This is a genomic window from Hyphococcus sp. (assembly GCF_965228385.1).
GTDB lineage: Bacteria > Pseudomonadota > Alphaproteobacteria > Caulobacterales > Parvularculaceae > Hyphococcus.
Genome location: NZ_OZ245810.1, coordinates 3,585,787 through 3,611,971, shown reverse-complemented (window position 1 = coordinate 3,611,971; position 26,185 = coordinate 3,585,787). Strand labels below are relative to the sequence as shown.

The 26,185-nt window shown below is 56.9% G+C and carries 29 protein-coding genes and 1 tRNA gene; 13 read left to right on the top strand and 17 right to left on the bottom strand.

Annotated elements, in window-relative coordinates; all coding sequences use genetic code 11:
• Positions 1-19: 19 nt before the first annotated feature.
• From ACQK2Q_RS17010 to ACQK2Q_RS17000, 3 genes are all read right to left on the bottom strand, one after another.
• Positions 20-721 (bottom strand): flavodoxin family protein, encoded by a 702-nt coding sequence (locus ACQK2Q_RS17010; RefSeq protein WP_425410938.1) that lies wholly within the window; start codon positions 719-721, stop codon positions 20-22.
• Positions 722-918: 197 nt separating this feature from the next.
• Positions 919-1,176 (bottom strand): hypothetical protein, encoded by a 258-nt coding sequence (locus ACQK2Q_RS17005; protein WP_425410937.1) that lies wholly within the window; start codon positions 1,174-1,176, stop codon positions 919-921.
• Between the two features lie 194 nt (positions 1,177-1,370).
• Complete coding sequence (locus ACQK2Q_RS17000; protein WP_425410936.1) at positions 1,371-1,832, bottom strand: Hsp20 family protein; 462 nt, start codon at positions 1,830-1,832, stop codon at positions 1,371-1,373.
• A gap of 228 nt (positions 1,833-2,060) precedes the next feature.
• On the opposite strand from ACQK2Q_RS17000, the gene ACQK2Q_RS16995 reads away from it, so the two are divergent.
• From ACQK2Q_RS16995 to ACQK2Q_RS16985, 3 genes are read left to right on the top strand one after another with little or no spacing between them, the layout of a single operon-like run.
• Positions 2,061-2,984, top strand: coding sequence for a class I SAM-dependent methyltransferase (locus ACQK2Q_RS16995; RefSeq protein WP_425410935.1), 924 nt, complete (start codon positions 2,061-2,063; stop codon positions 2,982-2,984).
• A gap of 3 nt (positions 2,985-2,987) precedes the next feature.
• Positions 2,988-3,302, top strand: coding sequence for a hypothetical protein (locus ACQK2Q_RS16990; protein ID WP_425410934.1), 315 nt, complete (start codon positions 2,988-2,990; stop codon positions 3,300-3,302).
• Positions 3,299-4,237, top strand: coding sequence for an alpha/beta hydrolase (locus ACQK2Q_RS16985; protein ID WP_425410933.1), 939 nt, complete (start codon positions 3,299-3,301; stop codon positions 4,235-4,237). The genes ACQK2Q_RS16990 and ACQK2Q_RS16985 overlap by 4 nt, the downstream gene beginning before the upstream one ends.
• Positions 4,238-4,251: 14 nt before the next feature.
• Here ACQK2Q_RS16985 and ACQK2Q_RS16980 read toward each other — a convergent pair whose 3' ends face one another.
• From ACQK2Q_RS16980 to ACQK2Q_RS16965, 4 genes are all read right to left on the bottom strand, one after another.
• A complete protein-coding gene (locus tag ACQK2Q_RS16980) occupies positions 4,252-5,073 on the bottom strand; it encodes an inositol monophosphatase family protein (protein WP_425410932.1) in 822 nt (273 codons plus the stop codon).
• 50 nt (positions 5,074-5,123) lie between these two features.
• A complete protein-coding gene (locus tag ACQK2Q_RS16975) occupies positions 5,124-5,522 on the bottom strand; it encodes a helix-turn-helix domain-containing protein (RefSeq protein ID WP_425410931.1) in 399 nt (132 codons plus the stop codon).
• Between the two features lie 201 nt (positions 5,523-5,723).
• On the bottom strand, positions 5,724-6,908 hold the full coding sequence (locus ACQK2Q_RS16970; protein ID WP_425410930.1) for a glycosyltransferase family 4 protein: 1,185 nt from the start codon (positions 6,906-6,908) through the stop codon (positions 5,724-5,726).
• A gap of 288 nt (positions 6,909-7,196) precedes the next feature.
• Entirely contained in the window at positions 7,197-8,117 is a 921-nt protein-coding gene (locus tag ACQK2Q_RS16965; protein WP_425410929.1) for an N-formylglutamate amidohydrolase, read from the bottom strand.
• A gap of 322 nt (positions 8,118-8,439) precedes the next feature.
• On the opposite strand from ACQK2Q_RS16965, the gene cpdR reads away from it, so the two are divergent.
• Positions 8,440-8,799 carry a cell cycle two-component system response regulator CpdR gene (cpdR, locus tag ACQK2Q_RS16960; RefSeq protein WP_425410928.1) on the top strand — a complete coding sequence of 120 codons (360 nt, stop codon included), beginning with the start codon at positions 8,440-8,442 and terminating at the stop codon, positions 8,797-8,799.
• A 97-nt stretch (positions 8,800-8,896) separates the two neighbouring features.
• Positions 8,897-8,971, top strand: a tRNA-Val gene (locus tag ACQK2Q_RS16955).
• Positions 8,972-9,040: 69 nt separating this feature from the next.
• Here the strand turns inward: ACQK2Q_RS16955 and ACQK2Q_RS16950 are convergent.
• Complete coding sequence (locus tag ACQK2Q_RS16950) at positions 9,041-10,366, bottom strand: winged helix-turn-helix domain-containing protein (RefSeq protein WP_425410927.1); 1,326 nt, start codon at positions 10,364-10,366, stop codon at positions 9,041-9,043.
• Between the two features lie 135 nt (positions 10,367-10,501).
• On the opposite strand from ACQK2Q_RS16950, the gene ACQK2Q_RS16945 reads away from it, so the two are divergent.
• Positions 10,502-11,089: a hypothetical protein gene (locus ACQK2Q_RS16945; protein ID WP_425410926.1), complete on the top strand. Its 588-nt coding sequence runs from the start codon at positions 10,502-10,504 to the stop codon at positions 11,087-11,089.
• Positions 11,090-11,144: 55 nt separating this feature from the next.
• Here the strand turns inward: ACQK2Q_RS16945 and ACQK2Q_RS16940 are convergent, their stop codons facing one another.
• The 3 genes from ACQK2Q_RS16940 to ACQK2Q_RS16930 form a co-directional block, all read right to left on the bottom strand.
• Positions 11,145-11,720: a TadE/TadG family type IV pilus assembly protein gene (locus ACQK2Q_RS16940; protein ID WP_425410925.1), complete on the bottom strand. Its 576-nt coding sequence runs from the start codon at positions 11,718-11,720 to the stop codon at positions 11,145-11,147.
• A complete protein-coding gene (locus ACQK2Q_RS16935) occupies positions 11,713-12,270 on the bottom strand; it encodes a TadE/TadG family type IV pilus assembly protein (RefSeq protein WP_425410924.1) in 558 nt (185 codons plus the stop codon). Before ACQK2Q_RS16935 ends, ACQK2Q_RS16940 begins: the two co-directional genes overlap by 8 nt.
• Positions 12,271-12,451: 181 nt before the next feature.
• Positions 12,452-13,210: a YbjN domain-containing protein gene (locus ACQK2Q_RS16930; RefSeq protein WP_425410923.1), complete on the bottom strand. Its 759-nt coding sequence runs from the start codon at positions 13,208-13,210 to the stop codon at positions 12,452-12,454.
• Positions 13,211-13,378: 168 nt separating this feature from the next.
• Here ACQK2Q_RS16930 and ACQK2Q_RS16925 point away from each other — a divergent pair, with 168 nt between their 5' ends.
• From ACQK2Q_RS16925 to ACQK2Q_RS16915, 3 genes are all read left to right on the top strand, one after another.
• On the top strand, positions 13,379-14,713 hold the full coding sequence (locus tag ACQK2Q_RS16925; protein ID WP_425410922.1) for an RsmB/NOP family class I SAM-dependent RNA methyltransferase: 1,335 nt from the start codon (positions 13,379-13,381) through the stop codon (positions 14,711-14,713).
• 188 nt (positions 14,714-14,901) lie between these two features.
• Positions 14,902-15,627, top strand: a complete 726-nt coding sequence (locus ACQK2Q_RS16920; protein ID WP_425410921.1) for a Bax inhibitor-1/YccA family protein — start codon at positions 14,902-14,904, stop codon at positions 15,625-15,627.
• Positions 15,628-15,825: 198 nt separating this feature from the next.
• Complete coding sequence (locus tag ACQK2Q_RS16915; protein WP_425410920.1) at positions 15,826-17,061, top strand: tetratricopeptide repeat protein; 1,236 nt, start codon at positions 15,826-15,828, stop codon at positions 17,059-17,061.
• A gap of 10 nt (positions 17,062-17,071) precedes the next feature.
• Here ACQK2Q_RS16915 and ACQK2Q_RS16910 read toward each other — a convergent pair whose 3' ends face one another.
• The gene (locus ACQK2Q_RS16910) at positions 17,072-17,413 is read right to left on the bottom strand and encodes a DUF2794 domain-containing protein (protein ID WP_425410919.1); all 342 of its coding nucleotides are present in this window, start codon (positions 17,411-17,413) and stop codon (positions 17,072-17,074) included.
• Positions 17,414-17,725: 312 nt separating this feature from the next.
• Between ACQK2Q_RS16910 and ACQK2Q_RS16905 the strand changes: the two genes are divergently transcribed.
• The 3 genes from ACQK2Q_RS16905 to ACQK2Q_RS16895 all read left to right on the top strand — a co-directional run bounded on the left by ACQK2Q_RS16905 (position 17,726) and on the right by ACQK2Q_RS16895 (position 19,717).
• Positions 17,726-18,658: an AEC family transporter gene (locus ACQK2Q_RS16905; RefSeq protein ID WP_425410918.1), complete on the top strand. Its 933-nt coding sequence runs from the start codon at positions 17,726-17,728 to the stop codon at positions 18,656-18,658.
• A gap of 61 nt (positions 18,659-18,719) precedes the next feature.
• Complete coding sequence (locus tag ACQK2Q_RS16900; RefSeq protein WP_425410917.1) at positions 18,720-19,214, top strand: nuclear transport factor 2 family protein; 495 nt, start codon at positions 18,720-18,722, stop codon at positions 19,212-19,214.
• 14 nt (positions 19,215-19,228) lie between these two features.
• Positions 19,229-19,717, top strand: coding sequence for a hypothetical protein (locus ACQK2Q_RS16895; RefSeq protein WP_425410916.1), 489 nt, complete (start codon positions 19,229-19,231; stop codon positions 19,715-19,717).
• Here ACQK2Q_RS16895 and hisS read toward each other — a convergent pair.
• The 4 genes from hisS to pgi all read right to left on the bottom strand — a co-directional run bounded on the left by hisS (position 19,658) and on the right by pgi (position 23,696).
• Positions 19,658-21,169, bottom strand: a complete 1,512-nt coding sequence (hisS, locus tag ACQK2Q_RS16890) for a histidine--tRNA ligase (RefSeq protein WP_425410915.1) — start codon at positions 21,167-21,169, stop codon at positions 19,658-19,660. The genes ACQK2Q_RS16895 and hisS overlap by 60 nt on opposite strands.
• A 113-nt stretch (positions 21,170-21,282) precedes the next feature.
• Positions 21,283-21,861: a peptidylprolyl isomerase gene (locus ACQK2Q_RS16885; protein WP_425410914.1), complete on the bottom strand. Its 579-nt coding sequence runs from the start codon at positions 21,859-21,861 to the stop codon at positions 21,283-21,285.
• Position 21,862: 1 nt separating this feature from the next.
• Positions 21,863-22,024: a hypothetical protein gene (locus ACQK2Q_RS16880; RefSeq protein WP_425410913.1), complete on the bottom strand. Its 162-nt coding sequence runs from the start codon at positions 22,022-22,024 to the stop codon at positions 21,863-21,865.
• A complete protein-coding gene (gene pgi, locus ACQK2Q_RS16875) occupies positions 22,017-23,696 on the bottom strand; it encodes a glucose-6-phosphate isomerase (protein WP_425410912.1) in 1,680 nt (559 codons plus the stop codon). Before pgi ends, ACQK2Q_RS16880 begins: the two co-directional genes overlap by 8 nt.
• A gap of 104 nt (positions 23,697-23,800) precedes the next feature.
• Here pgi and ACQK2Q_RS16870 point away from each other — a divergent pair, with 104 nt between their 5' ends.
• Positions 23,801-23,983, top strand: a complete 183-nt coding sequence (locus tag ACQK2Q_RS16870; protein WP_425410911.1) for a hypothetical protein — start codon at positions 23,801-23,803, stop codon at positions 23,981-23,983.
• Here the strand turns inward: ACQK2Q_RS16870 and ACQK2Q_RS16865 are convergent.
• Positions 23,966-26,062 carry a protein-disulfide reductase DsbD family protein gene (locus ACQK2Q_RS16865; protein WP_425410910.1) on the bottom strand — a complete coding sequence of 699 codons (2,097 nt, stop codon included), beginning with the start codon at positions 26,060-26,062 and terminating at the stop codon, positions 23,966-23,968. The two genes, ACQK2Q_RS16870 and ACQK2Q_RS16865, sit on opposite strands and share 18 nt — an antisense overlap.
• Positions 26,063-26,185: the final 123 nt, after the last annotated feature.

The following is a 26,185-nucleotide window of genomic DNA, read 5'->3' as shown; positions in this document are numbered from 1 at the left end:
CCTTCGCGCAGGAAAGCCTTCACCGGTATTCCGGATTTGGGTGATCGAACCGCGCGCCGTCGTCCCACGCCGTTTTTTGATTACCCTCTTTCGGAATACCGCCGGCTTCTTTCAACATACACGCGAGGTGCATCAGGTTCCACGCCATGAATGTCGTTGTGCGTTTCGTGAATTCATTATCGAGTCCAGTCTTGCCATCGTCTCCGTAAGAGGGGCCGGGGCCAGCTTCGCCGATCCAGCCGGTGTCGGCCTGCGGGGGAATAACATAACCGAGATGCGACAGCGAATAGAGAATATTCATCGAGCAATGTTTAACGCCGTCCTCATTGCCGGTAATGACGCATCCCCCGACGCGGCCATAATAGGCATACTGACCTTTGTCGTTCAGCTCGCCGGAATAGCCGTAAAGGCGTTCAACAACACGCGTACAAACGGATGATTTTTCACCAAGCCAGATGGGCGTGCCAAGCACCAGAATATCGGCGGCCATCACTTTTTTCTGAATGGCGGGCCAGTCGTCCTTCTCCCAGCCATGTTCGGTCATGTCGGGAAAGACGCCGGGCGGTATCTCGTGCTCGACGGCGTGTACTGTTGAGACGGTCACATTATTTTTTTCCATAATCGCAATTGCGTTGTTCATCAGCTTTTGCGTATGGGATTCAGAATTTGATTTTTTCAGGCTGCAATTTATGAACAGCGCGGTCAGGTCATTGTCGGCCATGTCTGGCAATCTCCCGCTACTATCTGCGCGTTGCGAAAATTACGCATCTTTGGAGCCAAACACCGCTTATCGGATAAAAGTCCCGCCGTTCACACAGGGGTGACTACGCCGATCAGGCTTGACGCTCGTTTTAGAGAATGAAAGCCGCCCATCTCCGTCTAGAGCGGCAGCGCCATTATTCTACAGCACCAAAAATACTATACGCACAAAAAGTGCCGATACCGCCAGCGCACTTCGTCCGGGTTGATTGTCTCCCCGTCGTAAACGGCGCGCCGGTTATAAGCGCGGCAATGTGTGTCCGCCTCGGCCTGCAAGTCATCCGGACTGAAATCGTACGGGTCATAAGGAATTGAGATGGAAAGCTGTTCACCGTACCGCGGTCCGGTATCGCTGACGCAACCAGCTATCCCGACAGCGCAAAAAGCGGCGATCATTACTCTTGAATACTGAACCATACCCTCTTGCCTTCCCCTTCACGCCATACGGGCGGAATGGGCGCATGCTAACAAGCCATGAGGGATTTAAAAAGAGCGCCGGAGGAGAGGGTTCTGAAAATCCCCGGCGCCATGCGCAGACAAGCGTAGTCAGGGCCGGCGCAATCGGAAAGGGACGGCCGGCCCCGTTTTTCGCTTAAAAGGTGAGCCTGATTTTAGGCTGCGTCAGCATCTTTCAGGACTTTGACATTGCGAGCCTCGCCGCCAGAGATCGAAATCTTGCGGGGTTTGGCCGATTCCGGGATTTCCCGGCGCAGATCAATGTTCAACAGTCCATTCACCAGCGAAGCGCCGGCGACTTCCACATGCTCGGCAAGCTGGAAGCGGCGCTGGAAAGAGCGCCCGGCGATTCCCTGATGCAGGAAAGTGCGGTTATCGTCCGGTTCGCTGCGATTACCGGTAACCGTCAGCGTGTTCTCGTGAAGCTCCATATCAAGCTCATCTTCACCAAAACCGGCCACGGCGAGCGTGATGCGGTAATCATTTTCGTCGATCCGTTCGATATTATAGGGCGGATAGCCGCTGGTATCGGCTTTGCCCATTGTGTCGAGCAAATCGAATACGCGGTCAAAACCGACAGTCGAACGGTAAAGCGGGGTTAGATCAAACGTACGCATATGTAATCCTCCTTAGCGTAAGCGAGGTTTGAGACGCTTTTACCCGCCAGTTTGGCCGGGAGAGCGTCCCCAACATGAATATGATGGACCCTTTCGGCCTCCGTCATGCGTGAGAAATAGGCGTTCAAACCCAGCGTTCAAGGGGCTTTCAATTCACAAAACGCAGTTTAGAACCTGCGCGAAATCCATGGTAAACAGATAAGCCTCAACCGGACGGGAGCGACATTCATGCATTTTTTCGACAAACGGATTCTCAGCGCAACAGCGGTCAGCCTGACCCTGGCGCTCGGCGCGTGTGGCGACGGCGGCGGCGGCGAGCAAACCGGAGCCGAAACTGAGCCGGAGCAAACAGCGGCGCCGGCCGATAACGGCGCCCGCCTTGACGCGGTGCTCGCCGGCGATCACCGCACCAGCGAGGAGCGCGCCCGGGATGAATGGCGCCACCCCAAGGAAACGCTGCTCTTTTTCGGCCTTGAGCCTGAGATGACGGTCGTCGAAATCGCGCCCGGCGGCGGCTGGTATACGCAAGTGATTGCACCCTATCTGAAAACCGGCGGCGGCAAACTTTACGCCACAGGGTTTCCGCCAGACGGCGCCAGCGAGCGCGCGCTCGCCGCAAACAAGACATTCACCCAGACTTATGTTGAACAGCCCGAAATCTACGGCGACGTTGAATTGACTTATTTTGGCGAGGGACATCACGTAGCGCCTGAAGGCGCGGCGGATATGGTGCTGACATTCCGCAATGTGCATAACTGGCAGTCGCGCGGACAGGCGGCGGACGCCTTCGCCGAATTTTACCGCGCGCTGAAACCCGGCGGGGTTCTGGGCGTTGTGGAGCATCGCGCCGATGGCGCGGAAATCGCCGATGACGGCTCCACCGGTTATGTCTATACGGACGATGTCATTGAACTTGCGACAAACGCCGGTTTTGATCTCGATATGGCGTCGGAAATTAACGCCAATCCTGCTGATACGAAAGACCACCCCTTTGGCGTCTGGACCTTGCCGCCGGTAAAACGTTCATCTGCCATTCGCGGACAGGATGATCCGGACTTCAACCGTGCGCCCTATGACGCGATTGGCGAAAGCGACCGGATGACTTTGAAGTTTCGCAAGCCTATCGCGGCCGACGGCGCGCTCCTTGAATAACTCATGAGCGTCGAACCTGACAAAAAACTGACGGAGGTCTCTGAAAAGACTTTCGCAACGCCGTTCGGCGCCGTGTTGATGCTGGAGCCGGAGGACGCGGCGCCGTTGTGGGTCGACGGGCGCGTACAACCTCCCGCAATATCCATGAAAGCCCCGCAAAATGCGAAATTAGATTGTATTTTGCGGGGGCGGCCCGAATCGCTGGCGCGCGCGCTGGCCAGCAATCGCGCTTTTGAGAGTTCTTTTGTTTCAGGCCGCGTGACCGCCGCCGACGACATGAGCGTGCTGGCGCGGCTCGAACTGGGGCCTAAAGCGTGAGCCGTTTTATCGAAATTGACGGCAATCCGGTACCGCCGCGCGCGCAGGCTATAGAGTTCGCCGCCAATGACGGGGCGAAACTGCGCGGGGCGTTCTTCCCGGTCGAAAACGCACGCGGCACAGCGGTTCTTGTAACAGGTTGGTCGGAGTTTATCGAAAAATACTTCGAGACCGTTACCGATCTTCATGCGCGCAAACTGAACGTCGCCATGATGGACTGGCGCGGCCAGGGGCTTTCCGACCGGTCAAGCGCCGAACGGACAAAGTGGAGCGGCTACTTCAATCAGATAACGGATGATTTGCGGCTCTTCATCGAATCCCACGTGAAGGCGCGCTTCCCCGGCCCCTATATTCTCATGACCCATTCCATGGGCGGCATGCCGGCCTTGATGCTGTTGGCCTCGGGCTATCCGGCTTTTGAATGCGCTGTTCTGTGTGCGCCAATGACGCGGCTTTTTCCCGAACCGCGGAACCGCATCACCGCTTTGGCGGCCTCACTCGCCAGCAACTTCGGAATGGCGCGCAAGCCCGTAACCCGTGGAACTGATCACGCCGACGTCTTTGAGGGAAATATTTTCACAAGCGATCCGGGACGCCATGCGATTTTCCGGGATTTGCGGCTGGCGCTTGGCGAATCGGCTAATGACGCTCCCACCTATGGCTGGGTCAGCGCCGCCATGAAAGCAAGCGCCGCCATCCATGCGCCAGGCGCGCTGGACGGCGTTCAGACACCGGTGCTGATTATCAGCGCGGGCGCCGAACAACAGATCGACGGTGGCGATCATGCGAACATCGCTGCGGCAAACCCCAATATCAGGCAGGAAATTATTGATGGGGCGCTGCATGAAATCCTGATGGAGCGCAACGAGATACGCGCGCAATACTTTTCAGCATTCGATGCGTTTATCGAGCCGGCGTTGAATTCTCGATCCTGAGTTGTTGATTGTAACTAGCCGGCAATGAGCGCGAGGGCCGCTTCGTGCAACTTCGGCGTTGCCGCTGCGATAATCTCGCCGCGATCGTCGGCGCCCGGCTTTTCGCCCCGCCAATTTGTAACAACGCCCCCCGCGCCCTCGACAATCGGAATTAACGCGGCGTAATCGTGATGTTTCAAACATGTTTCAAGGACAATATCGATTTCACCGAGCGCCAATAGCGCATAGGCATAAGCGTCCATACTGAACCGCGCCACACAGGACGCCGCTGCGATGCGGGCATAGGCGGCCGCTTCGTCTTGCGTGAAATAACCGGCTTCCAGCGGATCGGTGGTCGAGATTCGGGCTTGCGACAAGTCACCAAGGCCGCTGGTCTGCGCCGGCCTGGTTTCTCCTGCGCGGCGGTATTCGACGCCGCCCCCGAAGCCAATCCATCTTTCATCCGTAAACGGCTGATCGATCAGTCCGAGAACGGGCTCGTCTTCGTATTCAAGACCGATCAATGTCGTCCATGTAGGCGTTCCGCACATGAAGGCGCGGGTGCCGTCCACCGGGTCCAGCACCCAGCGCCAGGGGCTTGCGCCTTTTCGTTCTTCAAATTCCTCACCGAGTACGCCGTGGTCGGGAAAGACCGTTTCGATCAGCGCCCTCACCACGCGCTCGCCCTCACGGTCGGCGTCGGTGACAGGATCGAATTCATTACTGGCGGATTGTTCCAGTTTGTTGACGATGGAAACGCCCTGACGAAAACGCGTCAGCGTTTCGGCGCGCGCGGCGTCAGCAAGCTTGTGCGCAAAAGTCCCCAGATCGGCGAGTTCGTCAGGTAAAAAAGACATGCGCGGCGATCATGACGACCGCCGCGCTGTTGTGCAAGCCAACCTGTCGTTTAATGATTATCGCTTGAAAGCGCTCGTGCAAGATCGAGCAGACGGCGGCGGGGCTCTTCTTCAAGTCGATAATAATACCGCACGAGGTCCATCGTTTCCTTTTCGTCGAGCAAACCTTCGGCAGGCGCTTCGGCAAAACCGTAATCCTCGCGTAAATCGTAGTCGAGCTTCGGTTCTGCGCCGTTCATGCCGTCGAAAAAATAGGAAATCGACACATCGAGCGCTTTCGCAAGCGACCACAGGCGGGAAGCTGAAATCCGATTCGACCCGCTTTCATATTTCTGAATCTGCTGAAAGCGAATATCGACTGCATTCGCGAGCTTTTCCTGCGTCAGCCCCAACAGTCTGCGCCGCTGCCTCAGCCGCCGGCCCACATGTACGTCAATCGGATGCGCCATTACCCATACTCCACATATCATCGCACGCCGTCCGCGCGACCGTTTGATTTCTCGTGGAGGTGAAAACGCAAGCACCATGCCGGAATGGTGAAACGCCCGAAATAGGCTCGCCTATTACGCGACTTTGTCGCCTTTGGGATGTACCAGCCACGTTGCGTTCAAGTGCAACGGCTTTATTTTGTATCAATATGAAACGGCTGGTCAGTCGATCATCTTGGCTGAGCGCAGCCAGAACTGATCATCGAAGCCCGGCGTTTCCAAATTAACGATAAACTGCCGCGAGGCTGCTTCCCATGAAAAATTTTCCGCCCAGGCGCGGCATTCTTTCGGGTCGCGGTTTTCGTAAGCTGCAAGACACGCTTTGGTTAAGTCTTCGTCCATCGCGCCGCATCCGGCCGGCGCGCCATCCAGAATTTCAAGCGGTCCGCGCACCGGATAGGCGGCGACGGGCACGCCGCAGGCGAGCGCCTCTACATTCACAAGCCCGAAAGTGTCGGTGCGTGACGGAAAAACAAAAACATCAGACGCCTGATAATATCTCGTCAACTCATCGCCATATTTTGGTCCGGTAAAGACAGCGTCTTTGTATTTTGCTTCAAGTTCTTCGCGCTGCGGCCCGTCGCCGACGATGACTTTCGTACCCGGCAGATCCGCTTCGAGAAAATCTTCAATGCTTTTTTCCACCGCAAGCCGGCCCACATATAGAAAAATTGGCCGCGCATGCTCATCGAGAAACGACCTGTCGCCGGGCTGAAACTGCTCAAGATCGACGCCCCGCGCCCACAGCTTCATTTTTGAAAAGCCGCGTTCGCTCAATTCCTCGACGAGGCCTGGCGTTGCGACCATCATCGTTTCGCCGTCCTTATGAAAATCTTTGAGCACCGAATACCCCCATCGCGTCGGCAGTTTCCAGCGTTCATTGGCGTATTCGGCGAAACGGGTGTGAAAGCTGGTCGTGAAAGGATGACCGCGCCGTTTGCAGAAACGCCGCGTAGCGCGTCCTATCGGCCCTTCAGTTGCAATATGAATCGCATCCGGCTGAAAGTCGTTAATCATCTTTGCGACTTTTCTGTTCGGCAATAGCGACAGGCGGATTTCAGGATAAGACGGCAACGGCACCGAGCGGAATTCGTTCGGCGTGATGTAGAGAACTTCATTGCCGAAATCTGTGAGAATTTTCCCGAGCGTATCAAGCGTTCTGACAACGCCGTTCAGTTGCGGCTTCCATGCGTCAGTGGCGATTACAATTTTCAGCCCGCTTTCGCCTTTCGGCATTTCAAAGCGCTTTTTCACCCGTGTGAGGCGCCCTACGCCTGAGCCGAGACGCCTCAGAGCGCTCTTTTTCTTTTCCATCTTTTCGGATGGTTGCGCTTTTTCTTCTGTCATGCCGGCCTGCCGCTGAATGATTTGAGACGCGCGTAGGTAGTCCGACTGTCTCGGTTTGACAATCGACGCGCTCCCGCGCCTGCGAAAAATCACGTAGCGAGCGGAAATTCTCAACCTGTCAATATGTGCAAGTGCGAAAAATTCATATTGCAACGCAAAATATTTGTTGCAATGCAATATGTTTTTCGGCTATATAAAACATGCAGCGCTTAGGCGTTGCTGCCCAGTTTCTGGGCGTTTCCTCCCTAACAACTATAGGCCGCGGTTCGTCCGCGGCCTTTTTTATCATTATTCTGCAGCTTGCGGGGGGCGCAACTGATCGCGGCGTGTGGCGGAAAGGTGCTCGATCAACGCCGTCATGTTCCGGCGCAAGGGGTCAAACCCCCCGCTTCGGGCGATCCGGCGTTCATCGAGATAGAGCGCCCGGTTGATTTCAATTTGCAGCACATGCACGCCCTCGCGCGGACGGCCGTATGACGAGGCCACATAACCGCCGGCGTAAGGCGCATTTCGCGCCACCTGGTAACCAAAGCCGCGTAGAGCCAGTTCTGTTTCCTCAACTATGCCGGGATCGCACGAAGATCCGAAGCGGTCGCCAAGAACAAAATCAATGCGCGGCTCGCCGGGTCTGAACGGAGCGCCGCCCGCTGACGGCATGGAGTGGCAATCTATAACGATGGCGACCCCGAAACGCGACCGCGCCTCGTCTATCAGGCGACGCAGCGCCTCGTGATAAGGCTCGTAACAGGCGGCCAGACGCCTTTTGGCGTCGATATAATACAATTTGCGCGCATAAATATCCTGGCCGTCGGCGACGATGCGCGGAATAACGCCAAGCCCCGCGATTACGCGGCTGGAACGCGTATCGGCCTTTTTGGGTATGTCGTCAGCGAACATGCGCGGATCAAGCTCATCGCGCGCCCTGTTGACGTCCACATAGGCGCGCGGAAACAAGGCGCGCAGCAACGGCGCGCCGAAGCGGGGCGCCTCGTCAAACAGCAAATCCACATAGCAGTCCTCAGACTGACGCAGCGCATGCCGGTCCAGGCGGGAATTCTTCAAAAGCTCGCCCGGGTAATCGCGACCGGAATGAGGAGACGCGAAGATGAGCGGCGATGCGACATCATGCGGCTCGAGCACGTTAACAGCGCGGCGCGGCGTTTCTTCGCCGAAAGGGGTAATATTCAGGTTCTCTGTCGAATTCGGCACTGGTTCAGCGTCACTTTCGCGGGACTTGAAAATAAAATGACCTGAGGCATGTTAACGTGAAGTTGCGGCGTTCGTTAAGGGCCCAAGGCAACACCCGGCAAAATTTCGCCGGAAATCGCGCAGACATTTCTTGGCCTGGCGTATGAACCATGTATTGAAACTATGTTCAGCGTCCCGCGGGACGGGCGGAGCGAATTTTGCAGGAGCCTACAGCAGGGATCAGGGCGCACGTCCCAATTCCCTTTACAGGACATAAAATCAGGCGACGCGCACGTGCAAATCGCCTTAAAGTATTGAAAGCGTAACAAAAAGGTCAGCGTATATGGCGGCGATTTTATTGGCGGAAGACGATGATTCCATGCGTCGGTTTCTCAAAAAAGCCCTGGAGCGCGCCGGCCATTCGGTCATTGACGCGGCGCAGGGCGATGAAGCGCTCACAGAACTGCAATTGCGGGAATTCGACCTATTGTTAACCGACATCGTCATGCCCGTAATGGACGGTATTGAACTCGCCCGCAGGGCGGCTGAGATCGATCCCGAAATGAAGATCATGTTTATCACCGGATTTGCCGCCGTGGCGCTGAACGCCGCCAATCAGGCGCCGGAAGACGCCAAGGTCCTTTCAAAGCCTTTCCATTTGAAAGATCTCGTTTACGAAGTGGAGCGCGTCGTCGCAGCATAGCTCGCCTTACGCCAGCGGGCTTGCCTCTCTCTTTATTTGACGCTAGAGACCGGCCCTTCCTTTGAGGGCCGTTTCTTTGGGTCGGCCGTCAGGCGAAGGGCGCGTAGCTCAGTGGGAGAGCACTACGTTGACATCGTAGGGGTCACAAGTTCAATCCTTGTCGCGCCCACCATTTTCAGATCAGCCAATTCGATAATATCAGTTTGCAAAATCGCGGTGCCCAGGGCGTCAGCGGCATTGGTCACGCAGATGACAGCGCTTGTCTGACCAGGTCGGTGAAATCAGTCCTATCGCGTAGCGGATCAAAAACCGGATCCAGCAGCGCAAGCGGAAGGTGTTGCGATTTATGACGCATCGCGACGCGCAACAGCGACATGGCTTCCTCATATTCGCCAAGTTGCAATTGCGCCGCAGCCAAGGCCTCCCAATAAGGCGCCCCGTTCGCAAGTTCTTTTTTCAGGACATCGCGATGCCAGTGAAAAAAGTCCTGCATCGACTTGAACTCGTTACCGTCCGCAGAATCTTTTAACCACAACGCGGATATGAATTGCGCCGCCTCAAGTGACTGTTCAGTGTCATGAAGATAGAGCGCCGCTTTCAGTCGGCAATAGGCCGCTGCCGTGAATTCAGGGTCGAGCTTCAACGCTTCGCTGCACAATCGCATGGCGTTTTCATAATCGCGCGCATAATAATGAAACCAGCCATGATCGATGCGGATGAGCGCCGAGACCGGCTCCAGTTTGTAGGCCGTTTCCGAAGCTGCGATGGCGCCTAAGTTATCTCCGCTCAGCGTCAGCAGCATTGCCTTCATCGCCCACGCTTCAGCAAGTTTGCTGTTTCGTTTCAGGGCGCGTTCATTGTGAAAAAAAGCCTTTTCCCAATTCCAGTCTCGCATGGCGCTGATTTGCGCCATGACGAGATGTCCGCGCGCCTCATCGCTCCTCTCGATCGCGGCGCCGGCCAGGGATTCCGCAGTTACAAAATCGCCTTCCTTGACAGCGATCTCCGCCAGTCCGGCAAGCGACAGACCATGGTTTTGATTTTCCTTGAGGGCTTTTTGGAAATAATCGCGCGCGTCGTCCCACTGACCGGACGCGCCGTTCTGCACAAGATGGGCGCCCTTTTGATAATACGCGTCAGCTTTCGAGTAAGCGCCTGCATTTTTCGAAGAAAGAAAGACCCCGGCCAACACCATGACCGCCAGGCCAGCCGCGACGGCTGCCGCCTGCTTCCGGCGCAAAACGGGCGTTTTGTTATTTTTCAGCACGCCGACAAAGCGGTATCCCTCGCGCGGAACAGTCTCGACAAGCGCCGGGTCGCTCGCAGACTCGCCCAGCGCCTCGCGTATCTCCCGGATCAGGAGCGGTATCGCTTTTGCTGTATCCGCTTGCCTCTCCCCCCAGATTGCACTGCGAATTTCTTCATGACCGACAACACGCCCGCGGTTCTCCACAAGAAGCACCAATAACCGCAACGCCTGCGCGCGCAGATCGACCTTCTCGCCTCTGCGTTTCAAACAATGCGGCTCTGAAGACAGTATGAAGGGGCCAAATCGATAGTCGCTCATCGCCGAAATCTTACTAAATGCGAAGCGCCAGACGCAACACTATTCGATTTAGTCAAATTTAGGTGGCTTTCAGCGCGATTTTTATGACTGACTAAAAACAACCGTCGCCTGGGCGGTCATTTTGAGGGAGGCCGTATGTCAATTCGCGCTACTGTAGCATTCTTGGTCACGGCGCTTGCTTTTGTATTGCTCAACACTGCAAGCGCCGAGGAAGAAAACTCGCCAATCAATGCGCTTATGGGAGATCTCGTGCGCGGCGAAGAATGGCTGACGCCAAATCCTGATTATGAACCCGGGGGTCAGCAACCGAAGGATTGGGGGGTTCGCTATCGCTGGGGGCCTTATAAACAGCATGTGACCGGCGAATTGTTCGGTGTTTTCCTGCCTTCTGATGACTCGTCCGGCGGCGAAACCAGAGAAGTCCAGTACTGGACGCTTTACGCGTTTTATAATCCGGTGACGAAAATGGGCTCGGCTCTGCAGGTCAACTGGACCGGTTCATTCGCTGATGGCGACATGTATCTGGACGATACGGGGCGCCTCGTCATGGATCAAACATTTTTTGGCGTTGACGGCAGCGCCAAGGAAGTCCGGCATTTATTCGTGATGGACGAAAGCGGCGAGTCGCATAGCGCCGACGTTTACGAAAAAAATGAAAGCGGTGAATGGGTGAAAATGCGCGACTGGGTCTGGACCAGGAAATCCAGCCAGGAACAGGAATAACCAAATCCGAAATAATTATATAACAATCGGGTTATTGGCGGACGCGTATGATAGGCTAACTGCAGACGCCGGAGAGGCTGGAACACAGACGGATCCGCAGCGACCTTCTCGGCCAGCGCGTCGCGCTGCGCTCAAACGAAATTGATGGAATAACAAAATGCGTCAATTTTGACGTATACGTATAATTGACTTCGCTGATGAGGATAGTCGCGCCGGCGTCAATCAGCGTTGAGGCGGGCAACCCTTCATAAGGCGCGCCCGCCGCATAGGGGGCGTCGCCCGCATTATCGCGGCTCCACTGCACGACCGGATCTCCATCGGCATCCACGCCGACGCTCACAAGGCGTATGATCGCGGGCGCGCCGCCCGTTTCCATAATCTGCTCGACGCCGTCGAACAGGTCATCAAGCTCCGCCGTTTCGATTTGCGTCTCCTGTGCAGCGAGATCGACAAGCGTGTTCACCGCAAGCGTGACCTGCCGGCTGCGCGCCATCGCGTCCGAACTTTCAATAACGCCAAAGAACAGCGCAATTAGAATTGGCGCGATCAATGCGAACTCCATCGCCGCGACGCCGCTGCCGCAAATGGCGTATTTTTTTATGACCGTTCGCCACGGCGCTTTGTCAGCCATCTTGCGCCCCTGAAAATGGCTCATTTCGAAAAATATTCACGGAGACTATTTTGCGTTCGCCGCTCTCTGTTTTTTTCAGATTGAGCCCGATGCCGGGATTGACCGGTTTGTATAAAAAGCAAACGCGTACACGGATGATATCGCGCTGCCCCCCGTAATCGTTTTTGTCGAATTGCGCGCCTTCGATCGTGGGATCGCTTTTGTCGCGGCAGACAGGGTTCGAAAGGTCGCCGGCAAGCTGGCTGAAGGACGAGTAGTTCGATATATCGATGGTTAGTTTATCGTCGCATGCGCCGAACGTATCGATGACGCCGCAAATCTCATCATAAAACGCTTCACGGGAGAGATCCCCTGATTGCGCCTGACCGGTGCGGATGAGCCGGGCGGCGGTTGCGGTCGCCTGCTGCACGGACGTCGTGACGAAATAATACCAGCCGGCTTCGATGACGGAGAATACCAGCGCCAGAAACACCGGGGCGACGATGGCGAATTCCACCGCGGTCGACCCTTGGGCGTTTCTACAAAAAGAACCGATTTTCGCCCGTCGCATGCAGCGCCGCCCTTGCCGGGATTTCCCGTTCCCCAATTTAAAGGCCGCTAAACAGAGGCCCGTTCACTATTGGTGAATGGATTACGCCAAAACCGGTTAACGCTTTGTCTCAAAACATCGTTAATCAAACAAAAAGGACGCTCAAAAAGCGCCCTTTTATCGGTTATTTCCGCGAAAAAGATCAGTCGCGTTCGTTCTGAACTTTTTGCTTGATGGTGTTGCGGCGCACGCTGTCGTCTTTCAGCATGAGCTGGATCATTTCAGCGCCTTCTTCAAGACCGGTCTGGTGCAGCATGTAACCGCCTGCGGGCGCTGACGAGACGGAGCCGCCGAGGACTTTTTCAGCAGTCTGACGATTCAGGCGCGAAGCGGAAAGATCGCTCGCATAGCCATCAAGGCTGACTGTTTGATGTCCGGCGGCGAGTTCGTCGGCGAAATTCTGCGCCACGGCGAGGAAATTGACAAGCGAAGACGCAATGTTGCCGCGCGGGATGCCAAAATCAGCGATGTCATACCGGCTGACATAAGCGACGTTGTCCTGGCTGACGCCCGCGGTGATGAATGGAATATTTGCATTGAACGCCTGCACGGTTTGTGGGTTCGCTTCCATACCCTGAAAGAACGTCACCGTGTGCATTCCGACGCAGCGCGCGCCCGCTTCATCCTGACAGGCGGCGAAGAAAATAATGAACTGCACCGAACCGCCGGCGGCGAGAATATATTGCGCGCCATTGTCGTCCAGCTGCTGAACCTGCCATGGCATGCCAAGCTCGTTCAACACGGGGCCAACCGTCTGAACGCTGAAATTCTGTACGACATTGGTGGGGTTCGACAAACCGGAGCTTGACGAGCCCATCTGGTTTTGCGCCTGCGCGCCCCCCGTCACCGACGACAACGCGCCGAACACGATAGCAGCCGCGCCGCCAAATACTGATTTCATTTTATTCATAACCCCTCACTTCTCCCCGTGATCCACTGGCGCCAGCTTAGCCTTGGCGTTCAGGAAAGGTCAAAGGTCAATTTTCAGAGGGGCCGCGCGGAGAAAGTTTGCCGGATTATCGTGGATTCTGAGTGACATGAGCGCAAAGGCGTGGTTTAGCCCTGCGCCATGAATGATCATCAGAATAAGACCGGGGAAGCGCCGGACGAGCCGGATATTCTCGACGCGCGCCGGGCCGCCCTTGAAATCCTCGACCGGGTCGCGGAAGGCGCAGCGCTTGAAGACGCCATTGCCCGCACGCGGCCTTTTGACCGTCTGGAAGGCCCGGATCGCGGATTCGCACGGGCGCTCGCCAGTGAAACGCTGCGCCGGCGCGGCTCGCTTGATCATATTATCGGGGCGTATCTGGATCGGCCGCTACCGAAAAAGTCCGCGCGCGTCATGGACATTCTACGCCTTGCCGCGACACAGCTTTTGCTGCTGCAAACGCCGGCGCACGCCGCCGTGTCCACCTCCGTCGATCTTGCCAGCGAGCGCCGCGAGACAGCGGGATACGCAAAGCTCGTCAATGCGCTGGCCCGCAAGATCGCCAAAAACGGGCCGGAAGCCCTTTCTAAATTACCGGCGCGCACCGACACCCCCGCCTGGCTGTGGCGATCCTGGGAACGCGCCTATGGCCCGGTCAAAACCCGCGCCATCGCGGAAGCGCACCGCTCCCCCGCGCCGCTCGATATCACGTTGAAGCCGGGCGAAGACGCGCAGGCATGGGCTGAACGACTTGGCGCTGAAGTATTGCCCACAGGATCTTTGCGGCTTGGAAAAACGAGCGACGTGACCGCGCTTGACGGTTTCGATGAGGGCGCATGGTGGGTGCAGGACACTGCGGCGCACCTGCCTGTCAGATTGTTCGGCGACGTTGCGGGCTTGCGCGTATTCGATCTTTGCGCGGCGCCCGGCGGCAAGACGCTGCAACTGGCGGCGGCGGGCGCAAGCGTCGTCGCGGTGGACAAATCCGGCGCACGGCTGGAGCGGGTAAAACAAAATCTCGAGCGTACGAAATTGAGCGCGGACATTATCGAGGAAGACGCGTTGCGTTTCCGCCCGGCGGAAAAAGCCGACGCGATCCTTTTGGATGCGCCATGCACGGCGACCGGTACAATCCGGCGCCATCCGGACATTCCCTGGTCGAAGGGAGAGACGACGCTGGCCGCCCTCGCCGAACTGCAAGAAAAAATGATCGATCACGCCCTGACGCTGCTAAAACCAGGCGGCATGCTGGTTTATTGCGTATGCTCGCTCCAGCGAGAGGAGGGCGAGGCCCAAGCGAAAGCGGCGTTAGCGCGCCACGACGGGCTGGAGCGCCAAGCCATCACGCCCGGCCTTATCGGAGGTCTTGACGAGGCTGTGACCCGCGAAGGGGATTTGCGCACTTTACCCATAATGCTGGCTGACAAGGGCGGTATGGACGGATTTTTCGCCGTCTGTTTCCGGTTTTCCGGTTAATCCTGGCCGCGCTTCGTAAAATACGGTTAAAATTAACAGGTTAACGCGCGCCTAGCCGTTGAAAAATCGGCGCCCGCCTCACCGAAATCTCTTGATTGGCGGCGCGCGGCCCCCGATATTGGCCTTTGGAATTGAAAAGCGCGTATCTTGCGCGCTGTAAAAAGGGCGAAACGAAAGGACGACGTCTTATGAACGAACCCCGCGGACAATTCGGCTCTGTCGCGCAGACCGGCTCTGTCGCGATTGATCAGGGCCTGCGCCAGTACATGCTTGGCGTTTACAACTACATGGCCCTCGCCGTCGCCGGTACGGGCCTGTTCTCGATGTTCATGGCGAGCAATGAAGCGCTGATGTATCAGATCGCCGCGACGCCTCTGAAATGGGTCGGTTTCATCGGTATTCTCGCCATCGGCTGGTTCGCCCCGCGCGTCATGATGAATGGCTCTAAAACCATGGCGCACGGCCTGTTCTGGCTCTATGCCGCACTTTGGGGCATCATGATTGCGCCAATGCTTTACGCTTTCCAGCAAGCGGGCGCCGCGCAGGATATTTATCGCGCGTTCTTCATTACATCCGCCGTCTTCGGCTCCATGAGTTTGTGGGGCTACACGACCAAGAAAGATCTCTCCGGCTGGGCGAGCTTTTTGGTCATGGCGACAATCGGCCTGTTGATCGCGATCGTAGTCAATGCGCTGATATTCCAAAGCACCATGATGAGCCTTATCACCTCATGCGGCGTTGTGCTGGTATTTTCAGCGATCACGGCCTGGGAAACGCAAGCGATCAAATCATGGTATAGAGAAGGCAGCGCCATGAATGAACGGGCGTCTATTTTTGGCGCTTTCATGCTTTACGGCTCATTCGTGACGCTGTTCGTGCACATCCTGAATATCCTCGGCATCATGCGCGAGTAGCGCAAACATCGAATCCACTAAAAACCCCGCCTACACGGCGGGGTTTTTTTGTGCTGAATAAACATGTGACTGAAAGCAAAAGCGCTCAGGATGAGGTCTCCAGCCGCCGTTAACGCAAAATGTCCTGACCGATGCGTGACCTAGCGTCATAAAATTGCGATTTGCCGGCGCATGCGCGCGCGCCTAAGGTCCTGCCCTATGTCAGTACGAGATTGTTTTGAGTTGCCTGTTACCGGCGCCTATCCGGAAGCCGTCAGCGGCTATGACGCGTATGTTTCGGAATTCTTGCGCTATGGCGCGGATATTCGCGCGCTTTTCGCCATCGCTGACAACACGCCTCGCGCGCCGCTAATCAATGCGCACGCTGCGGCTTTGCATCTCGCCTTCGAAGGCGCTGAAGGCTGGGCTGCGGCGGCTCCCTACATCAGCCGTATGCGCGAACACGCAAATACCGCCAGCGAGCGCGAGCGGCTCTTTTGCGCCGCTGTGGACGCCTGGTCGGCGTATGACTTTAATGCTGCGCTTGGTCGGCTCGACGAACTCACCGTGCGCTGGCCGGCGGACTTGTGTGCTCTGAAATGGGGCCAGTATCACGCCTTTAACCTTGGAGACGGCCAAGCATTGCTGCGTCTGGGCCAGCGCGTCGGCATCGTACATGAAGCTACGCCCTACGCCCACGGCATGACGGCGTTCGCGCTGGAACAAAACCACCGCCTGCGCGAAGCCGAGGAAGAGGGTTTGCGCGCCGCCGAAATCGCTATTGACGACGCCTGGGCCCATCACGCGGTGGCGCACGTTTATGAAACGCAAGGCCGCGCCAGAGAGGGCGCAAAGTGGCTTGAACATTGCGCTCACACCTGGGAGCGAAAGGGCGTTTTCATTCGTGATCACAACTGGTGGCACGCCGCATTGTTTCAATTATCGCTAGGCCGGGAAGATTTAGCGCTACAGATATATGACGAACGCCTCTGGGGCGCCTGGCCGGAATTTCCGCAAGAGCAAATCGGCGCCGTTTCCATGTTGTGGCGGCTGGAGCTGCGCGGCGTTGATGTGAGCGACAGGTGGGCGCCTGTAGTCGCCGAAGCACGCAAACGCGCAGGCGAACACATATATCCGTTTCACGATCTGCATTACCTCTACGCGCTGGCGCGCGCCGGTAATGAAGGCGAAGCGGCCGCGTTTTTAGTATCGCTGAATGCGAAAGCCCAACATGTTTCTGGCGACGCCGCTTATGTCTGGGGCGAATTATGCGCGCCGGCGGCGGAAGCCCTGATCTCTTTTGCAAGCGGCGACAAGGCAGCCGCCGCAGACCGATTAGCTCCCTTGCTGAAGAACCTGCATCGCATTGGCGGCAGTCACGCCCAGCGGCATATATTTGTTGAAACGCTGGAGGCGTGCACGGATGGAGCACGCGGCAAACAGTCCGCATACTGAGACGCCAATGCTATGTCGCCAGTTTCAGCTTCTGGCGGTCAAACACTTTCAGCACCTGCGCCAGATCATGTCCGCGTTTGACGACGGCGCCGGTCATGGAAATAACAACCCACGCGCCCTGTTTGCGGGCCAGCGCCGGGCGCTTCTCGATCCGGTATAGCGGCAGCTCCGATGCGCGCCGGAATATGGAAAAAATCGCCGCGTCTTTCGTCAGGTCGATAGCGTAATCGCGCCAATCGCCGGCGGCGACAAAGAACCCGTAAACAGCCAGAATGCGGGTCAGTTCGCTTCTAGAAAACGCAACAGGTTCGACTTGTTTTCGGGAATGCTGGGTGAGGGCCTGATTTCGCATCGCATGAAGTTTCGCCCGCCCGCGCCTGCCCTGCAAGCCCCGGGAGGTGCCAAAACAGGGAAAATCATCCTTAAAATGGCCTTAATTGGCCCCTTTCCCCGCCCCAATCGCACGCCATGTTGGATCAAGCCGGGCGGGCGGTCTGGCCGGAGTTTCCGGTTTTTAACCATCGCCCCCAGCCCCCGGGAGATTTGGCCTCGTCTCTCCGCCCGGCATATTTTCTTTTCCCCTGAGACATTACAGCCTTGACGCGGACGCCCAGGCGCGGCGAGACCCTTCACCGGTCCCCGCAACCCTGAAATCTCACCGCCCATGTCCGCCGTCATCACCGTCGCCCTGCCCGTCTTCGCGATTATCGCCGCCGGCCTTACCGCCGGCCGGCTGAATCTGATGAGCATCGCCGACAGCGCGGCGCTCAACAAATTCGTCTTTCGCATTGCGATGCCAGCGGCGCTTTTCGGACTGACCGCCGGGACACAACCGCCAGGCGCGGAAGATCTCGCCATCGCATTGTCTTACGGCGCCGCAGGCCTCGCTGCGATTTTTGGCGCCTACTTCCTGTCGCAACCGCTGTTCAAACTGACCGGGCCGGAGGCTGGCGCGCACGCGCTTTCCTCAACGCTCGGCAACGCGGTTTTCCTCGGGCTTCCCATCGCACTCACCATGGAGGGTTGGGCGCGGCCTTTTGTAACGCTGATGCTGATCGAAGGCGTGGCGATTATCGCTATCGGCAGCGCGCTGCTGGCGCCGCGCAAAGAGGGCGCTTCGTTTTTGAACCGAATGAGCGGGTATATCATCGGGCCGTTCAAAAATCCGCTTGTGATCGGCATGGCCGCAGGGTTTTTATATTCCGCATTCGGATTACCGTTTTCCGGACCCGCCGAAACATTCTTTTCTCTTCTCGGACGCGCGGCGGGACCGACGGCGCTTTTCTCGCTCGGACTGTTTCTGGCGACGCAGCCGCCCCCGCCGCTGAGACAGGTAGGCGGGCGTGTCGGCGCCATCGCGGCGATGAAAATGGCTGTGCTGCCCGCCATGGCGCTTGGCGCGGCTGCGCTCTTTGGCGTCAGCGATCCGCATTATCTGGGGGCGCTGGCGCTGTTCGTGTTTACGCCGTCCGGCGTCGGCTCGTTTATCATGGCGAGCCAGGCGGGCGTTTATCAGACCGAAACCGCCGCGGCCGTCAGCGCCGCGACGTTTATTTCTGTCCTTACCATCTCCGGCGTGCTGGTGGCGTTCGGGTAGATTCTCATCGGCTGTTTGCTGCAGTATAAAGAAAGGGTCTGCTTTTGAGGGAGGGAAAACAATGCCAAATGTCTATTTCACAATTGTATATGTTGTCGCCGCACTGGCCATGAGCGCGTGCGCACCGGTCGAAGAAACCTCAAGCCAAGGCGGCGCGGACGAACAGCGCGACGCCCAAACGATCATACAACTTAACCGGGACCAACAAGAAGCGCTGTTACTCGATAAAAACACAGCGCCAACAGAACAGATCACACTGGATAATTATCTGGTTATCGCGCCGGGCGGGCGCGTCGAAAACCGAAGCCAGGCCATCGCCGGCGTCGATAGTCTCGATGTGAATGGCGTCGAGTTTTCGCAGGAACAGGTGATTTTTTACGGTGACACGGCGGTGCTGGTCGGGAAAATTGATATTGACGGCACTATGCAGCCTTTGGGCGCGTTTCCGCCAATGAAGTTCATGGCGACCTATGTGCGGACCGGCGACGGCTGGCGCGCATTGTCCCGCTCCATGACCCCATGCGCCTCCATAGCGGTCGAACGCGGCGTTTGCTGAGACGATCGCAGTTCATGGGAAACCTTGTTGAAATCGCGCGCTTTTATGATCCGGAAGAAGCCTATTGCGTAAAAAGCTTTCTACTTTCTAACGGCATCGATTCGTACATCCAAAATGATTATTACCTGACTATGGCGCCGTGGCTGCGTATTGCATTGAGTGGATATGGTGTCCAGGTAATGGCGACTCACGCCTTAGACGCAAGAGAGCTTCTTGCAGAAATTGGTTCCGAAGCACCAGAAGTTGGGTCCCCCGCCAACAACGAGCGGATTGGACCGACATCGACACAAAACGGAGTCAGAAAAGACTGGCTATGGTTGCCTGTTGCTATCTGGTCGGGAATTCCATTTGTTCCAAAAACAAAAATAGGGGGTTTCAACCCGTCATTGCGGATAATCCTATCCGTAATAGTGCTTTTGATTTTGAGCTATTGGGCCTGGGGTCTATGGATGTACGGACAAGTCATTTTGCCGCCCCAGAACTTTTTTTACAGTTTCTACTAGCTCACTTCGTTTCACAGAAAACTGCGCCGGTTGTTCCTCGCGCCATTCCCTGTTGTCTTCGATCTGTTTTGAAAGCTCTGCGCCTTTGACGAGGTCCTTGATGGTGATTTCACCGTTTTGACGCTCATCTTCCCCTTGAATGATAGCGACAGGCGCCGCGCGCTTATCGGCGTATTTGAGCTGTTTGGCGAAGTTTGAGCCGCCGAGATACACTTCCGCGCGCACGTCGGCCGCGCGCAGTTCCGCCGCCATCTTCTGATACTCCGCCATCTGATGTTTTTCGAGCGACAGGATGACGACGGGGCCTTGCGGCGTTTCGCCTGCGCTTTTTTTGAGCTCCAGCGCCGCAAGCAACCTTGAGACGCCGACAGAAACGCCTACGGCGGGAACTTCCACGCCCTTGAAACGCTTGACAAGACCGTCATAGCGCCCGCCGCCGCCAATGGACCCCATCTGCACTGGCCGGCCCTTGGCGTCGCTCAGGGTCGATGTGAATTCCGCCTCGAACACCGGGCCAGTGTAGTAATCAAGCCCGCGGATCACCGAGCAATCGAAAACAATGCCGCGCGTCTCGAAATCAGGGATCGACGCCTTGACGCCGTGCAACTCTTCAAGCCCCGCTGCGCCGCTCGCGGTCTCGCCAAGTATGTTTGCGATTGCGCTCAACGGATCGTTGTTGGCGCCTTCAGGACCCGACTGCAAAAACGCCAGCACCGTATCAATTTTATTGTCATCAAGCCCTGCGCCTTCGGTAAAGTCGCCTGACTCATCCTTGCGACCCGGCCCGAGCAGCAGCGCGACGCCTTTGGCGCCGAACTTGTCGAATTTGTCCATGGAGCGCATTACGGTGAGACGTGTTTGTAAATCGGCTTCGTCTGCAAGGTCGATTTTTTCAAACAGACCGTCGACAATCTTGCGGTTCGAAACACGAATGAAAAAATCGCCTCTCTCGATGCCAGCAGCCGCAATAACGTCAGCGAAGAGCGCGCAAATTTCAGCGTCTGCATAAGGCGCCGGCGCGCCGACCGTATCGGCGTCGCATTGCGTGAACTGCCGGAACCGGCCAGGTCCCGGTTTTTCGTTTCGCCAGACCGGTCCGATCTGGTAACGCCGGAAGGGTTTGGGCAGGCCGTCGTAATTCTCAGCGACAAAACGCGCGAGCGGCGCCGTTAAATCATAGCGCAGGCTCATCCATTGCTCGTCGTCATCCTGAATGGAGAATACGCCCTGGTTCGGCCGGTCCACATCCGGCAGAAACTTTCCAAGCGCATCGGTGTATTCAAACGCCGGAGTTTCCAGCGGATCAAAGCCATGGGCCTCGTAAACTGCGCCGATCCGCGCCAGCATCTCGCGCTCGGCGGCGATTTCAGGACCCAGCCGGTCGCGAAATCCACGCGGAACGCGCGCTTTCGGGCGGAAGGTTTTCTGTTTTTTGTCTTTCTTCTGAGCCATGGTTCTATCCTGTTCCGGCGGGGATAGCCGATGCCGTCTTGCGGGGCAATCTCATCGCGGCGCGCATACGCAGCGGCGCCGGACGAGCCGCAGACAGTTGCATCAAAAAAATATTATTCGAGCGGATCCACGCGTTCGACCAGAATTTGCTCTACCGGAACTTCAGCTTCAAAAGGACCGCCCGGACCTGTTTCGACAGCGCCGATGGCGTCGACAACATTCATGCCCTCAATGACGCGGCCGAAAACCACATAACCGTAAAGCGGCATGCCTTCGACCGTCTTGTGATCCAGATCGTCATTGTCCTGAATGTTGATGAACCATTGCGCCTGTGCGCTATCCGGATCATCGCCGCGCGCCATGGCGATCGCGCCGCGCCGGTTTTTAAGGCCATTGCCTCCTTCGTAGGCGATCGGCTCTCTTGTGGGCCGCTCGTTAAAATAGCGCGAATAGCCGCCGCCTTGTATGACGTAACCGGAAACAACGCGATGAATAATCGTACGATCATAATGACCGGTCTTTGCGTATTGCAGAAAGTTTTCAACTGTAGCCGGCGCCTTGTCCGGGTACAGCTCAATAACAATCTCGCCCACGGATGTATGAATGACCGCCTGTGTCCCGGCCTGCTGCGCCTGTGCGCAAGTCAACATGACTAATGTTGAAACAAGGGAAAACACAAACCGCATGATCATATCAAAACTTTTTCCATTTACGGGCGTAGGTTGAAACGCACTCAACTTCGTCGATATATCGTATGTTGACCGCCGCCATTTCGAAACCGTCCGGCCCGTTTTTTCTGCCGGCAGGCAGAACGCCGCAATGACAGCCGCCTTCAACTGGTGTTTTGTCACTCATTGTGCGTCTCCTCCAATTGGCTGCGATAACCATTAATACGATCAATCAGGCCGTTCGTCGAAGAATCATGACTGGTTGCGGCGGGCTTTTCTTCTCCCCTTGCCGCAATTTCAGGTAAAATCGCCTTTGCCATCGTCTTGCCAAGTTCAACGCCCCATTGGTCGAAAGAATTGACGCCCCATATGACGCCCTGAACGAAAATCTTGTGCTCATAGAGCGCGATGAGCGCGCCCAACGTTTCGGGCGTGAGGCGCTCCATGAGGATTGTATTCGTCGGGCGGTCGCCGGGGAACGTCTTATGCGGCGCCAGCGCGTCAATATCGGGCTTGGCTAACCCCGCCGCCGTCAACTCGTCGCGCGCTTCTTTTTCCGTTTTTCCGCGCATGAGCGCTTCCGTCTGCGCGAGAAAGTTCGATAGCAAAATTTCGTGATGCGGCGCAATTTCCGACTGGCTGATCGCCGGCGCGATAAAATCAGCCGAAATCAAATCCGTACCTTGATGCAATAGCTGATAAAACGCATGCTGACCGTTCGTGCCGGGCTCGCCGAAAATAACCGGGCCTGTCACTGTCGATACTGACTTACCGTCCTGACCGGTTCGTTTTCCGTTAGATTCCATATCCGCTTGTTGCAAATACGCCGGCAGGCGCTGCAAATGTTGATCGTAAGGCAATATTGCGTGCGCAGCAGCGCCCAGAAAATTCCGGTTCCATACGCCAGTGAGCGCCAGCATCACCGGCATATTCCGCCGCAGAGGCGCGGTGCGGAAATGCTCGTCCATGGCGTGCGCGCCCTTCAGGAGGCGCTCGAAATTTTCAAACCCAACCTGTAGCGCGATAGAAAGCCCGATCGCCGACCACAATGAATAGCGCCCCCCGACCCAGTCCCAAAAGACAAACATGTTGTCCCGGTCGACGCCGAAAGCCTCGACCGCGCTGGCGTTCGTGGATAGAGCAATAAAATGGCTGGCGACCGCCGCTTCATTTCCTCCATTTTCGAGAAACCATGCCTTGGCGCTCGCAGCGTTGGTCATGGTTTCCTGTGTCGTAAATGTTTTGGACGCGATAACGAAGAGTGTTCGTTCGGGATCGCATAGGCGCAATGTGTCGGCGAGGTGCTGCCCATCGACGTTCGAAACGAAAAACGTTCGCCGGCCCTCAATCCAGTATGGCCTCAACGCATCGACAACCATCTGCGGACCAAGATCGGAGCCGCCGATGCCGATATTCACGACGGTGTCGAGCGGGTCGCCAGCATACCCCTTATGCGCGCCGCTATGAACGGCCCCGGCGAATGTTTTCATCTGCTCGCGCACGGCGCGAATTTGCGGAGAGATCTTCTCGCCCGCCACATGATAGTCGCGCATTGCGAAATCACGCAACGCGGGGTGCATCACGGCGCGATTTTCCGTGATGTTTACACTCTCGCCTTCAAGCATGCGTTTGCGTGCGCCCTCTACATCGCGGCGTCTTGCGAGCGCGATAAGGTGATCCGCGACATCGTCATTTATCTTGTTTTTCGAGTAATCCAGAAACAGCCCCGCCGCCTCAATCGAATATCGCTGAAAGCGGGTTGGATCAGTCTCAAACATTGTACGCATACTGTGCGCTTGCAGGGCTTGCGCATCGCTGGCGAGGGCTTTCCATTCCGGCGTATCGGCGATGGCGGTCATAAAAATCTCTTTTCGGCGCCCGTCTTGCGGTCTTCAGACAATTGATAGGGATTTTAACCGTCTCGCTCAACGCGTTTTAACAATAATGCGGTAAATGCAATTTCATGAAATCTCCTGTTGCGTCTCATCCCTTCGCCATTAAGCGCGTTTTATCCAGCCTCGCCGCAATTGTCGCCGTAACGGCGATATTCGGCGTCAAGGCCTTTGAACTGGAGCAACGCGCGCTGGCCGCAAAAGCCGAAAAGGCCGAAAAAATCGCCGCGGCGCGGCTATCGGCCGGTTCGTAATACTGTTTCGCGCACAGCTTTCTTGGTTAATGGAATATCAAAAACCACAGGTTCGCCGCCCGGCGGATAAAATACGTAAAGCGGCACGCCGCTGGCCCCGAATGATTCCAGCATGGTCGTGATTTCCGGATCGCGCACAGTCCAGTCCGCCACCATGAAAACAACCCCGTTTTCTGTAAAATCCCGCGCCAACGCAGCGTCGGAAAAAATCGTCGCCTTGTCGAACTGACAGGTGACGCACCAGGCGGCGGTAAAATCGAGAAATACGGGCGCGCCGCCGGCGAGGTGGTTTGCAAGCATTTCTGGATCGAAAGGCTCAGCCGACATGGCGGCGTATTTTTCACCGACCCGCGCGGTCTGCGTCGCCGCCTCAAGACGAAACAGCGGCGCCAGCGCGGCCAGAACCGCTATGGCGGAGACGATCCGCAATGCAACGGCGGCGCGCCCATCGCCTTTGCTCTGTTCAAACGCCCATGCGGCGAAGCCGAAAAACACAGCCCCGCCAAGTACGGCCCCGAAACTGGCGCTCGTTGTCTGAAACGACAGAACCCATATGAAATATACGGCTGCGGCGAATACCGGAAACGCCAGCAATTGTTTGAAAACGGCCATCCATGGCCCTGGCGCCGGCAGCAGCCGGCCAAGGCCGGGCGCGAGAGACAAAACCAGATACGGCGCCGCCAGGCCGAGCCCCAGCACGGCAAATATGCCAAGACCTGTCAGCGGCGGCAGCATCAACGCAGCGCCCATGGGCGCAGATAACAGCGGACCGATACAGGGCGCTGCGACGATGACAGCCAGTGCGCCGGTAAAAAACGCTCCCGCGCGCCCGCCCTTCGCCGTCAAGCCTTCGCCAGCGCCGGCAAGACTTCCGCCGATGCTGAAAACGCCGGATAAATTAAGGCCGACCAGCAACAGAATATAGGCGGACAACGCCACCACAGCGGGGGATTGCAGGTGGAAGCCCCAGCCGAGTTGTTCGCCGCCAGCCCGCAAGAACAAGAGAGCGCCGCCGATAAAGAGAAATGTGGCGAGAACGCCGAGCGTATAATAAACGCCGTCGCGCCGGACCTCGCCTGGCCGAAGACGCGCGCTGTTCATAAAAGACGCCGCTTTGATAAATACGACTGGGAAAACGCACGGCATTATATTCAAGATCACGCCGCCGAAAAATGCGAGCGCCAACAGAAGCGGAATATTTAATGCGCGTTGACGAACCGAGCCGCTCTCAAGCGGTTTTTCAATGGCGCCGCTGACCGAGGCGTTCACATAATAATGGCGGCGTTGCGCGTCCGGCGTTTCATATTGCAACACGCCTCTCAGGTTCTCGCCTTCAAATCCGTCGCGCCATCCCGGCGTCATTTCAATAATGACAGTATTGTTCCTCGTGGAAATTTTTTGCGGCGCTGACGGCTCGACCAAACCTTCAGGCTCGACAAAAAAGAACGCATCTCTTGCATGGAAATCGTCGGGCGCGGTTGTGCGCAAGACATAGCCATCGTCCTCCACAGCAAAAGTAGCTTCCGACTCAAAGTTTGCCGGCTGTGACGCGCGCGCGCGTGCAAAGAGCGGCGCGGCAGCCTGTCGGCGCGAAGGCGTTTCCACCACCGGTAGCGAAAAGGAGAACAGCGCCTCCTCAGGTACGCAGATTTCTTCGCATATCTGCCACCGGGCGCCGATTGAGATATCGATGATCTCACCGGGCTCTGCGTCAGACGGCGCAGTGACCGGTACAAGGAAAACCGGCGATCCTTCATGCGCGTAACTCGCGAGCGGCCCGATCGGTATATATTCGGGCGCTGGATGATCAATGTCGCCGGCGGTATAGCCTTCGGGCAAACCCCATTCGAGTTCCAGCGGCAGACCGGCGTCTCCCGGATTGACCCAGAAAACGTGCCAGCCTTCGCGCAAGTCCTGACGCACGGCGAACCAGGTTGTTTCCCCTGCGGCGAAACCATTGGTTTCTGGTGTTATGTCCGTGGTCGAATAGTCCGTCTCGACCGATACCTGCGCGCAAGCGGAGCCGATCAGCGCGCTTGCCGCGGTTACGAACGCCAGGATGTGGGAATTGGTGCTCATAGCTGTCTTGGTACTCAGACACCGGTTTCAATCCAACAGCAATTTAACGTTTCAAAGCTGATTTCGAGTAATCGTGATCAGACCCTGAAAAGAAAAGGGCCGGGAGTGCGAACCCGGCCCTTT